Origin of the sequence: Prevotella pallens ATCC 700821, from assembly GCF_000220255.1 — a bacterium.
In the GTDB taxonomy this organism is placed as follows: Bacteria; Bacteroidota; Bacteroidia; order Bacteroidales; family Bacteroidaceae; genus Prevotella; species Prevotella pallens.
The window spans coordinates 740256-752878 of record NZ_GL982514.1; the positions used below are offsets into that span (position 1 = coordinate 740256).

Annotated in this window: 11 protein-coding genes and 1 pseudogene; 7 read left to right on the forward strand and 5 right to left on the reverse strand. The window is 36.2% G+C overall.

The annotated features are described in order from the left end of the window. Positions 1–249 precede the first annotated feature (249 nt). Positions 250–2025: a 30S ribosomal protein S1 gene (gene rpsA, locus HMPREF9144_RS12225; RefSeq protein ID WP_006046449.1), complete on the forward strand. Its 1776-nt coding sequence runs from the start codon at positions 250–252 to the stop codon at positions 2023–2025. A 424-nt stretch (positions 2026–2449) separates the two neighbouring features. On the opposite strand, the gene HMPREF9144_RS12235 is transcribed toward rpsA, so the two are convergent. Together HMPREF9144_RS12235 and HMPREF9144_RS12240 are read right to left on the reverse strand one after the other, a co-directional pair. Beyond that, on the reverse strand, positions 2450–2947 hold the full coding sequence (locus tag HMPREF9144_RS12235; RefSeq protein ID WP_115083582.1) for a hypothetical protein: 498 nt from the start codon (positions 2945–2947) through the stop codon (positions 2450–2452). Between the two features lie 76 nt (positions 2948–3023). After that, positions 3024–3491 carry a hypothetical protein gene (locus HMPREF9144_RS12240; RefSeq protein ID WP_006046452.1) on the reverse strand — a complete coding sequence of 156 codons (468 nt, stop codon included), beginning with the start codon at positions 3489–3491 and terminating at the stop codon, positions 3024–3026. Between the two features lie 202 nt (positions 3492–3693). Here HMPREF9144_RS12240 and HMPREF9144_RS12245 point away from each other — a divergent pair. The 6 genes and pseudogenes from HMPREF9144_RS12245 to HMPREF9144_RS12275 all read left to right on the forward strand — a co-directional run. Then, positions 3694–4254: pseudogene (locus HMPREF9144_RS12245) on the forward strand (IS982 family transposase); the annotation flags it as partial. 82 nt (positions 4255–4336) lie between these two features. Continuing rightward, positions 4337–4633 (forward strand): hypothetical protein, encoded by a 297-nt coding sequence (locus HMPREF9144_RS12250; protein ID WP_146739260.1) that lies wholly within the window; start codon positions 4337–4339, stop codon positions 4631–4633. Positions 4634–4996: 363 nt separating this feature from the next. Beyond that, positions 4997–5926 (forward strand): glucosaminidase domain-containing protein, encoded by a 930-nt coding sequence (locus HMPREF9144_RS12255; RefSeq protein WP_006046455.1) that lies wholly within the window; start codon positions 4997–4999, stop codon positions 5924–5926. Between the two features lie 521 nt (positions 5927–6447). Further along, complete coding sequence (locus HMPREF9144_RS12265) at positions 6448–6702, forward strand: hypothetical protein (RefSeq protein WP_006046457.1); 255 nt, start codon at positions 6448–6450, stop codon at positions 6700–6702. 10 nt (positions 6703–6712) lie between these two features. Then, complete coding sequence (locus tag HMPREF9144_RS12270; protein WP_006046458.1) at positions 6713–7267, forward strand: hypothetical protein; 555 nt, start codon at positions 6713–6715, stop codon at positions 7265–7267. A gap of 539 nt (positions 7268–7806) precedes the next feature. After that, positions 7807–8739 (forward strand): RsiV family protein, encoded by a 933-nt coding sequence (locus tag HMPREF9144_RS12275; protein WP_006046460.1) that lies wholly within the window; start codon positions 7807–7809, stop codon positions 8737–8739. Between the two features lie 643 nt (positions 8740–9382). Here the strand turns inward: HMPREF9144_RS12275 and HMPREF9144_RS12280 are convergent. The 3 genes from HMPREF9144_RS12280 to mobV form a co-directional block, all read right to left on the reverse strand. Next, complete coding sequence (locus HMPREF9144_RS12280) at positions 9383–10126, reverse strand: hypothetical protein (protein WP_006046461.1); 744 nt, start codon at positions 10124–10126, stop codon at positions 9383–9385. Between the two features lie 17 nt (positions 10127–10143). Further along, a complete protein-coding gene (locus HMPREF9144_RS12285) occupies positions 10144–11154 on the reverse strand; it encodes a hypothetical protein (protein ID WP_211307787.1) in 1011 nt (336 codons plus the stop codon). A 162-nt stretch (positions 11155–11316) separates the two neighbouring features. Further along, on the reverse strand, positions 11317–12573 hold the full coding sequence (gene mobV, locus HMPREF9144_RS12290) for a MobV family relaxase (protein ID WP_006046463.1): 1257 nt from the start codon (positions 12571–12573) through the stop codon (positions 11317–11319). Positions 12574–12623 lie beyond the last annotated feature (50 nt).

Consider the following 12623-nt stretch of genomic DNA (forward strand, 5'->3'; position numbering starts at 1 on the left):
TACAAATACACAACGATTGTCTTATATACATATACTTTTCTAATAGCAAACTCATCAATATCTATATTCTCCACACCATTTATAGAAGGAGGACAATGATGACAAAAAAAAGAAAAATAATCAGCAGAACTTACTTATTTACAGATTATTATTAGTAACTTTGCACCCTAAGTGGGGTTTATACCCCACAAGAGAGTATTTTCACATAAAGTCTAACTTTATTAATTACAAACATTTTTAAAATCATTTATGACAAATTTCAAAGACGTCAATCCCTTGTCAGACTTCAACTGGGAGGAATTTGAAAACGGTGGAACCGTTAGTGGCGACAAAAACGAACTAACAAAATCTTACGACAACACCCTAAACAAAATCCAAGAACACCAAGTTGTAGAAGGCGTTGTAACTTCCATCGACAAAAAAGAAGTAATAGTGAACATCGGCTACAAAAGCGATGGCATTATACCAGCATCAGAATTCCGCTACAATCCCGAACTAAAAGTAGGAGACAAGGTTGAAGTTTACGTTGAAAACCAAGAAGACAAAGGTGGACAACTTATTCTTTCACACAAAAAAGCACGCCTGCAAAAGAGTTGGGAGAACATAAACAAGGCTCTCGAAGACGATGCTGTTATTCAAGGTTACATCAAGAGTCGCACCAAAGGTGGTATGATTGTTGATGTCTTCGGCATCGAAGCATTCCTTCCAGGTAGCCAAATTGACGTTCACCCAATACGCGACTACGATATGTTTGTGGGCAAAACAATGGAATTCAAAGTAGTAAAAATCAACCAAGAATTCCGTAACGTGGTTGTTTCACACAAAGCACTCATCGAAGCAGAACTTGAAGCACAACGCAAAGAAATTATATCTCACCTCGAAAAAGGACAGATTCTCGAAGGCGTTGTTAAAAATATTACATCGTATGGAGTATTCGTTGACCTCGGCGGCGTAGACGGACTCATTCACATCACAGACCTATCATGGGGACGCATCAACGACCCACACGAAGTTGTTGAACTCGACCAGAAAATCAATGTCGTTATTCTCGACTTCGATGAAGAAAAGAAACGCATCGCACTCGGCTTAAAACAACTCGCACCACACCCATGGGACGCACTCGATCCAAATCTTAAAGTGGGCGACCACGTTAAGGGTAAAGTCGTTGTTATGGCTGACTACGGAGCATTCGTTGAAATTCAACCAGGTGTAGAAGGATTAATACACGTTTCAGAAATGAGCTGGAGCCAACACCTACGCTCTGCACAAGAATTTATGAAAGCAGGCGACGAGGTTGAAGCAGTTGTACTCACATTAGACCGCGACGAACGCAAAATGTCTCTCGGCATTAAGCAACTCAGAGAAGACCCATGGGAAACCATCGAAGCAAAATATCCTATCGGCTCTAAACATACCGCTAAAGTACGCAACTTTACTAACTTCGGTATATTCGTAGAACTCGAAGAAGGCGTAGATGGACTTATACACATCTCTGACTTGTCATGGACTAAGAAAGTGAAACACCCATCTGAATTTACACACGTAGGCGACGAAATAGACGTAGTTGTGCTAGAAATAGACAAGGAAAACCGTAGATTGAGTCTCGGACATAAACAACTCGAAACCAATCCATGGGATACATACGAGTCTATTTACACACCTGGATCTGTACACACTGGTAAAATTACAGAGGTTATGGATAAAGGCGCCGTTATTACTCTCAACGAAGGTGGCGAAGGATTTGCAACTCCTAAACATCTCGTGAAAGAAGATGGTACACAAGCACAACTCGGAGAAGAATTACCATTCGTTGTTATCGAATTCGTGAAAGATACAAAACGTATCATTCTATCACATTCAAGAACATACGAAGCACCAAAAGAAGAACAACCAAGACGCCAACGCAGCAACAACAAAAAACATGCTGAACAAGCTTCACAAATAAACAACGTTGCAGCAGGAACATCGCTTGGCGACCTTGGTGTACTAGCCGATCTCAAAAAGAAAATGGAGGAAGGTAAGTAATTCCAAATAAAATTCATCTCATCATAACACAGGCTGGGGACAAAAAGTACCCAGCCTTTCTTTTTTTCATCAGCATTATAGAAAAAATAAAGGACATCAAGTAAAGAAAAATGGTAAGAAATAAAATAATCAAATTAAGCACTATTATTGGGACTTTATTTTTAATTGTTATTTGCTTTAATAGTCCCTTTTTTATTGATTTGTCTAAAGAGAAAAATAATATGATAATTAAAGACAAATTGAATACAAAGCGTACAGTATTGTCTTCTCTATTCAATACTAAGGCAAACTCAAAACTTTCTGTGTATATTATTTGGGACTCGTATGATGTTAAGAATTTGCCTAAGGAGATACCGCACCACAAAATTCTTTATACAAAAAATAATTAACGTGAATTCAACGAATTCACGTTAAATGGATGATTTCATTGTTTATATTTATCAATATTCTTTGTCCACGGCAATGCTTTCCCATTAGAAAAAGATTGCCAAATATTATTTACATCAAATGTTTTAAGATTAGATAATCGACAATCTGATGCAAATAAAAGAAAGTCTTTTTGTGTCTTAAAGCCATAAATCCTATTCTCATTAGCATTAATAATAAACCATGCTTCTTTGACTGGCTGTCCGGAAACTATCGGTTCTCCTTTACAATATAATAATATATACGGAGGATATACGCCCACTCTCTTAACATCGCTCGGTCCCTGTATATTTTGAATAGTTGTCGGAGGAATTTTTGTATCTACAATCCACTGGACATTATCGGTGCACGTTACTTCGAAAGGTTTAATTAGAGGTATCCTCATGTAATCCCAACCTGAAGTCCTTGTATAAAAATCCTCTTTGCTATCTTTTCTGTTATTTGTATTTGTACAACAACAAAAGAGTACAAAGTAAAGATACATTATTAATTTCATTTTTTTATTTGCCATTTTGCTTCTATTGTTATTTTGTCATTACCTCCCAAAACATCATGATACTCAATTTAGCATATTACTTATCGTATTGTTTTATAAATTTATATTTTACCATTTCATCAGGATCACCTTTCCATATAAATAAATCCCATGGTGGATTATCCTCGTTGAAGCCTTGACCTGAAATAAAAAATATTATTCCACCTTTCCCTCTCATATCTTCTAAATCATAAGTTATTTTTATACCTTCATTAATTCCAAAAAGGATACCACTGTTTACGTCCTTTTCAATCTTCCATGTACCATTTGTATTTAATTTCCTTAATTCATCGGTTGCAGTGTTTATAATGTTATAATTTAGAGATTTCAAGACACAAGTGCCATCTTTATTAATCATTATTTCAGCGCCGTCATCAGCTTTCCAATTCCCAATAAAGTAAGTATTCTCTATTTGGGGAGAATTACAGCCAAATAAAAATACAATACAACTATATATTAAATTCTTCAATTTCATTATCGTCTCATTTGCAAAGTTTCTGTCCATCTAAATGATTGTGAAGTTATTGAACCCCATCCCTTTTCAAATTTTTTATTTATCATACTACCAACAGTTTTCTGCCAAATAGGCAAATATCCTAAAATAACGTGAGTTCGATGAATTATAAGTGTCTATAAATTTGGTGATTAGCAAAATTTGTTGTAATTTTAAGGTGTTGATTTACAAACAATTACAAACAAAAATCGCTATGATCACCGAGGACAAAGTTACTGAAATATTTTGTATGGCAGATGATTTCTGCAAGTTTTTTGATGCAATGGTGGCAAAATATACGCTAAAGCCTACTGGAAAAAGAAAGTATCATCGAGATTCCACGATGTCAAAGGCAGAAGTCATGCTAATAATGATTCTTTTTCACGACTCTGGTTATCGCTGCTTTAAACATTTCTATCTTGAAAAAGTATGTAAGCGTCTGCGTCATTTGTTTCCTAAAATTGTCTCATACAACCGTATAGTAGAATTGGAAAGGGAGGTTGTCATTCCACTCGCTTTGTTTATCAAGAAAGTATTGTTGGGCAAATGCACGGGCATAAGTTTTGTTGACAGCAAACCACTGCGTGTCTGCAAGAACCAAAGAATACATATTCACAAGGTTTTCAAAGGTATAGCCCAAAGAGGAAAATGCTCTATGGGTTGGTTCTTCGGTTTCAAATTGAATTTGATTTGCAATGAGAAAGGAGAGCTTCTCAATTTTATGATAACACCGGGAGATGTTGATGACCGTAAGCCTTTGGAATACAAAGCGTACAGTATTGTCTTCTCTATTCAATACTAAGGCAAACTCAAAACTTTCTGTGTATATTATTTGGGACTCGTATGATGTTAAGAATTTGCCTAAGGAGATACCGCACCACAAAATTCTTTATACAAAAAATAATTATCTCATAAAAAGATTATTGCAGGTATCTTTTTTATACACAGGAGGAGATATGTCTACACTTAATAGCAGACTTATTATAATTCAAGATGGATATAAATTATATGAGAGTCAAATTATATTAAGTAAGGAAGATATTGGTTTACAAAATAATATCACAGGATGGATTGTGCCTGAAAAGAAAAATGATTTAATTTCAATAATTTCAAAATTTAACAAATATAAATATCCATTTCTCATTATTAAATAGTTTCTAATACGATACCATATGCCAGTAATGTCCCAGATTAGGAGTTGTGAAAATAAGGTCTTGAATATAAAGATTATCTGATAAGTTAGGAAATGGAGGCAGGGGGTAACATTCTGCCTTCGCATTATTTTCGCAATTACAACAAAACAATATGCAGAAAGTACCGAAATGAAGGAATGTCATTATGGCGCGATCTCACTTTATGATATCTGACTTTTTGGGTTATGGTAGCATTTGCCAGGAGCATAAAGCCGTTTTTATCAGCATTACATCATACGGTTTTTAACTTTTTTAAAACTTTAAGCTCTCAACTTCAGCAGAAATAATGTATATTTGCAGTCCACACATTTACGAACAAAAGGTATGAAACGACTCCTCACCATTATAATAGCAACCATAATAAACATTTGTTGGACTACAGCGGCAACAAAAATAAAATGGAACCAAGCATACCAAAACTATTTTAACAAATATAAAAACATCGCAATCAGAGAAATGAAACGATACGGAATACCTGCAAGCATAACTCTTGCACAAGGTGTTCTAGAAAGTGCAGCCGGAAACAGCCGATTGGCAACCGTTGCTAACAACCACTTCGGAATTAAATGCCACGATTGGACCGGACCAACAATTGCACAAGACGACGACGAACAAGGAGAATGCTTCAGAGTATATGGCAGCGCAATTGAAAGCTACGAAGACCACTCCAAATTTTTAAGAGGACGAAAACGATACAGCAGCTTGTTTCAACTCGCAATTACCGACTACCGAGGTTGGGCACACGGACTAAAACAGGCTGGATATGCTACCAATCCGGTATATGCAAATAGCCTGATTGACATAATTGAGTTGTATAGACTATACGAATACGACACAATGAAACCGAACAAAAACGATGACTTCGTTCCAAACAACAAACTAACAAGGAAAGAAGACATTGATATGCGAACAAGACAGTTCAGAGCTTTCAACGACAACTGTTATCTTACGGCGCATGCAGGCGAAACCTACGAAAACATTGCAAGAGAAATTGGTATAAAAGCCCACAAACTGGCAAAATATAACGAACAACCCGAAGACACACGTCTTAATGAAGGCGAAATTGTGTGGCTAAGAAAAAAGAAACATCACGTGCCAGAAAACTTCAACAAACAATATCACACTGCAAAAAGCAACGAAAGTTTGTACGATATTGCCCAGCTATATGGCGTTCGACTAAAGAACATAATAAAAGCTAACAAAAAAATAGCCAAACGAGGACTTAAAGCCGGAGACAAAGTTAAGCTGCCATAAAGCTTACTTTAACTCCTGCATGGCTAACAAACAACACAAGTTAGATGCAACAGACAGATAATTGTCTATAAACTAAACACTTAACGCTGCTCCATAGCAAAACAAAATGGGCGTATTTTAATGAATAGAGTGCAAAAATGTTTTCTACATTTGCAACAACTGCCTTCTGCCAACATTATATGGAATGGCATCACAAACCGTTCTAAAAAAATATTGCAGAACTATGCATCGCAAATGTATACAACAAACATCACAAAATACATTTTTAAAATATACAAACAAACACAACAACAAGCTATTTAAAATGTAATTATAATTCGCCAAACAATATCCACAAAAAACCAACGTTATGCTAACAGACAAAGCATAAAATTTGCACAAAAAGAAAACATCTTCCCTATTTTAAAGTGTGGTGAAATAAGGCAGAATTAGCACACACAATGTTGCAACAACCTGTTAAATAGGCAGTAACACTAACCGCACTCAACAATAGAAACAACTAAAAAGTGAATTTCTTAGTGATGAAAACAATAATAAATTCTTTAATTGAGCTGGCAACCATTTCCAACAATAAAAATAGAATAGAACTATATAAGGCAATGGCTCAGAAACTTAAAAATGCAACAAAACAAGAACAAAACCATCTGTTGGAACACTTTTACGCTAACCTCTGCGGACTAATGGCACATTCGGAAATGGAAAGCAACGAATACAATAAACTAAATATCCTCTTAAAGCATTTACAGAATATATGCCAAGCAAGCCAACAACCGTAAAGCACTGAAAATGAAAAAGATATTCAATATAAAAGTAACAATTTGGGGGAAATGGAAAATTATACTCATCGCCATTATCTCCTCTGGTTTATGCACTTACGCATACAATATTGTTTTCTCTGGCAAACCAAACACCTATCACATCGTGAAAGTTTTGGGAGGACTAATTGTAATTTCATTCATCTCAATATACAAGACACTTCTTTACACCTTAAGAATTGAAATAGACGATGTTAGCATAGCTTTCTACAAACAAAATGTGCTGATTTATAAGAACACAAAAGATAAATTACGCAACCTAAGAATATTAAAAAACACAAGAAACGACATTGTTGAACTAAAAATTTGTTTCGAAGATAGAAACTTCATCTTGTATTCGCCAATAAAATTACAGTCGAAAAAACAAAAAATAAACAACATAGAAGATGTTTTCCACTATCTTGTTAAAAACTACAACCTTAAACGCAAAAAAGTTTATGGCAAAGTACTCGGATTTGGAAAGAAATTCGAAAACAAACTTATAAACGAATACTGGAATAAAAAATATATAACATCTGACAGTTGAAATAAAATATTGAAAACAAAATCACCCACAATTAAAACTGAACCACCCACATTGCAACAAATCTATTCAGTCTTACTGCAACCTAACATCAAATTATAGCATTCAGCCATTAAATCATCATTAGAGTTTGCCTTCCTGCACAACAAAAACTGGCAAACAAACAAAATCAGCCCATTCAGTTTCTCACTCCATACCATTCTTACAATAAGAATAACGAAAAAGTAGCGAAAGTAAACAAGAAAAATTAATTATTATTCATCAAAAAAATAATTATTAATCCAAAATTCATAATTATTTTTTTATAAACTCCCCGTTATATAAACTTTATGGCATAAACATCGCCCAGATAACACAAATATTTAGAATAATAGTGGTTCCACTTATGCTAAGCATTTTTTAGCAGTCTACAACTAAGTGCCTATATTTCAGATTATTAAAAACACACACTTCCTAAAAATATATTGCACAAAAAACAAGGCAATGTTTGCAGTATATGCTGGAAATTACTATTTTTGTACATACTTACAAACATAGCACGTATGAATAATAAACGCAAACTGTTAATTTTTGCCTCGCTTATATTGGTTTTAACAATAGTAGGTTGCAAAGATAGTAGAGCCATATCGGTAAGAAAAGTGGCAAATAGAAAGGTATATCCTTCTCAAAAAACAAAAACTGTTGTAATAAAAAAGGAAATTCCACTGGTTGTCGATTCAATTGGTAAATCGTATCATACCAAAACAGCTGATTTAGATTTTGCATATTCTTTTCCTACTTCAGGACCTCGTCCCTTAATCGATTCAATTCGTGCTTACCTTTCGTCCGAACTGCTTAGTTGCACCGCTATATATTCAGACGAAAAAGTTAAAACCAATGCCTACAAAAATATTACCGATGGTAAAGGAATGATAAACTATTATGCAAAAGCAACTTTTAGAAAGTTAAACAGCATTTTAGGTGAGCAAAAAGACGAAGAAGTTGCATGGACGCCTGACATTGCGATGTTTGTAATGAAGCAACACGAAACAAAACGATATGTAACATATTTATCATCGTATATGTCTTATTTGGGTGGACCGCATGGAGGCGGCGTTGAATATGGCGCAACTTTTAATAAAAAAACAGGCAAAAAACTTAAAAACGTGCTGAAACCGCATAGCGAAAAAGCACTTCAGCCCATACTTCGAGAAGGTGTTGCAAGCTATTTTAGAGATATAGAAAGCCACAACGAAAAAGATAAAGCAAAAATAGAAGCAGCGGTAAAACAGGAAATGGAGAGTCTTTTTATTGAAAATGGGATAATTCCACTACCCCATAACACAGCTTACCTATCTCCAAAAGGAGTTGTTTTTATATATAGTTTCTACGAAATTGGTGCTTATGTCATTGGAACACCAACTTTTGTGATTCCATATAACAAAATAAAGAATTTTTTAACACCCGAAGCTCGCCATCTTGCAGAAATCGAATAACATCAGCACACACAATGCCCTCTTATAAAAGCAGCAAAACTCTGCAAAATGTGGGGGTATCATAATTATTAACTCCGCAAAACGTGTAATAAATAATATATCAACGAACATTCCGTAGGCGTAGGGGCAGATTTATCTCGCCCGTACATCATTAAAAAAAAAACATATTCAAACTCCGCAAAACCTGTAATGTATAATATTCGACGAACAATTCCGTAAAGTTTATTTATTGCGCAAAATATATATCAACGAACATTCCGTAGGCGTAGGGGCAGATTTATCTCGCCCGCACAATCATTAAAGAAAAATATATCCAACACCGCAAAACGTGGCGTACAAAATATTCAACAAACACACCGAAAAACGTGTAATAAATAATATATCAACGAATATCTCGCCCGTACATCATTAAAAAATATATTGCTGTCCGATAAAAAAATATAATTTCTGGCTAAGTACCTAATTTACAAGGTTCTGTGATTAAATGCAGATCGTATGGGTAACGATTTAGAAATGAGCGAAGTGCACTGATACACAATATTCTGAATAGCCAAAGAACGCTTACTATTTCACTTGCAAAGATAACCCTTTACGAGCAGAAGTGATCGGTTTTTCCTGTTTTTCTTCTTTTCAGTGAAAGAAATTATTGTTTTTTTTTGACTCTATGATACGTTTTGATGAAATAAAACCCCGTCGTTTCTTCTTTGTAGAAAACTGCGTGCATAGGACCTTCTGTTAGTTCTTGAGTAGCTTCCCAATTACATTTTTCTCCATTTTTTAATCTGAATGCCATGGCAATTAAATATACAAGGTGTTCTAGGTCGAATAAATCATGAACGTCTTTGCCTACAGCAAGATTTCTACCCTCATATGAGAAATGTTTGAGTACGTGCATTAGACCGCCTGTAAAGTCATATACATCTTGCTTACCATTGCATTCGTCTACTTTACGAAAGGTGTCAAGTCTTAAGATATCACCAAACCCTTCTTTGTTTGCATATACTACATAACAACAGGCATTTTCAGCAAGGAACTTAATAAATCTATCTTTACTGTCAAATCTCTTGAATACACTCCCCTCATATAGTGCATCTACGACATCCATAGCATTACCAGTACCAAATTTTTCAGGGAAAGCCTCAAGAGCTTCTATAATACCTTCTTGTAATAATCTATGGCATGACACATTAAAAACTATATAGAAATTATGGTCACCCTCGACATAGTAATGATATATTTCATTTATAGGGAAACCTGTCTGAAATGAATTAAGTTCTTCGATCCCTTGCTCTTTCCTTACTTCATTCTCATGGAGCCAAAGTTCAAGTAACTTTGGCTCCATATATGCCTTTAGAGCATCATACTCCTTAAATGATATCAATTTCATAATGCAGATATTTTGTATTACAAATTATTCGCCAATAGTCGTTTAAGTGAGTCCCACGGATGCTGTAGAACATATTTAATTGTCACCCACCAATCGCGATTCATATCTTCGAATGTCATATCCATGCCATATTCCTCTTTTATTACTTTCTCAGAGGAACTAAAATCTAATCCTTTCAGTCGTTGTGGGATTATCGTATCTGCAATAGTTGGGATATATGGCATAGATATTTCTTTCCCAAACAGGAATTTATCAGCAGGACAGAATGGAATCTGAAACTGAAATGCAAAGTTGCCATATGCAAGCAGGAACATATATAGAGGAACATTTTCCTCCAGCCTCTCATCTTTTCTTTTGAAAAGCATTGTGACAGGAGTTGGGAATGGTGAAATTCCTCCATATTGCCTATACCCAACAAGGAGCTGCCCTTTTATGTTTTTTCTATCCATCAAAAAATCCATGGCATTCGTTACTTCTAGTAGTTCGCTATCTGGCATGACCGTTAGAGCCATCTTAAGAAGGCATTTATATACATTCACTGGAGTATATGTTCTTTTACCCTTAAAATGAATAACCTTATTCTTTTTGTCCAGATGAGCGATAGCAGTTTCATCTTCTTTTTGCAATACGGAAATAAAATCCTTAATATCTATACGTGTAAAGTCGTCTTTCCGGGATTTGTATGATGGAATACCCCTCTTGCCCTTTACTTGTGACAAACAATGTAAGAGTTTCATGTAGTTTGAAAATTCGCTCTCATACTTTGAAAATCTATTTCCATTACAATCATCACATTCATAATATGAAAACAGACGATCATTTCCTATCAAATTGGATAAAGCATGCGCTTCTTTTTTGAAAGTAACCTCTCCCTTCTTACAGCCACAAAATCTGCAAACCTGATTGTTTTTATCTCCAAGAAATACATTCTTCGCTTGATTGGTACCGTATGAGACTATTGTTTCATAGTTTCCATAATATTTGTCACACGCATTTTTGAATGCTTGAGAGTATTTAATTTGTTCCATAATCATTTATACTTTTGATTTTAGAAAAATCTAAGTGCACTGATATACAATATTTTGAATAGCCAAAGAACGCTCACTATTTCGCTTACAAAGATAACCCTTTGCGAGCAGAAGTGAGCGTTTTTTCGTGTTTTTCTTCTTGTCAGTGAAAGAAAAAGGCGATTACAGTCGTTGTGAACGGTTACGATGAATGAATTGTTGCCATTTCTGCTCGCACCAATCGGAAACGAACAGTCCGTTGATAGTAAGAATTGGCTGACGCTTCTCGTTAGTCGTGATACGGAGTTCTGCATTCTCCTCCGTGAAGTTGCGTTTGTACATTCCTGAATATGCCGTAGCCGTACCACGTACTGTCACCTGCTTTTGGTGCATCTTCACTACTGTATCATCATCAAACCCCATCTTGCGGAGCATCAAACGAATATTAAGCAAGAGATAGAAGCTATGAAAGAATCGCTTGATAAAACCTCGCTCTTCCTCATACACCTTGATTTCCTTTTGCTGTTCAGCTATGATCTTGTCTTTGGCTTTGACGGTATCTTGCAGGAGTATAACCTCCTTACGGATTTCGGCATTCTCCTTTTCAGAAAGAAACCTCTGTTGCTCCATCTCCCTTTCCAACTCTCCGACGCGTTTTTCTGCCTTGTCAAGTTCCGTATTCCCAAAAAGCGAGTAGAGTGTCCCCTTTACACGAAGTTTCCCTGCCTGCTTCTCCAACTCCTTGATTTTCTTGATTAACTCTTCCTCCTCAAGTTGTTTCTGTTTCGTCTCTTTGAGCAGTTCCTTGTAATACTCCATATTGGTGCGGTGCTTTGCTTCCGAACCGTACACCCCTCTTTCCAGCCCGAAAGCTTTCATCTGTTCTGCGTATGTGGTTTGGTACTCCTCTAATTTCTTAGGAGTAAGCACATCATCTGCACAAAGTCGTACCTTGCCTTTCTTTGTCTTGTACTTTCGCTTGCCATTCTCAGCGTCTGTCTTGGCTTTCCGTCTTTCCCCTTGTACGATGGGGACTACCGTTGCGTGAATATGCGGAGTTTCCTCGTCTGCGTGTAGTGTGGCTGCCACTACATTTTCCTTTCCAAAGGTGGTGTAAAGCCACTGCATCGTGCTGTCGCACCATTCTCCTAAGCGACCATCGCTTTCAAGTTTGAGCATATCCTCGTGCGACCCTGAGAGGATAAAGCGAAGTGCCTTGACTTGGTTGTCTGCCACCTTACGGTAGATGTTTGCTGTGGCGATGCGGTGTTCTATGGCTTCCGTGCGGTTGGTGACATTTGCTGGAAATTGCACCAATTCACGGTTGAGGTGTGTGCGAGTTGCATCGACATTACTTGGCACGAATGTACGCTCGATGTGTGCGGTCATTGCCGAGTCGTTGCCACGAGCTTTGTCTATATGTAATACTGCGTAGCCCATAAGTTGAATATCGTTTTAAGGGGTATCCAAAGGGACGGAGTCCCTTGGCT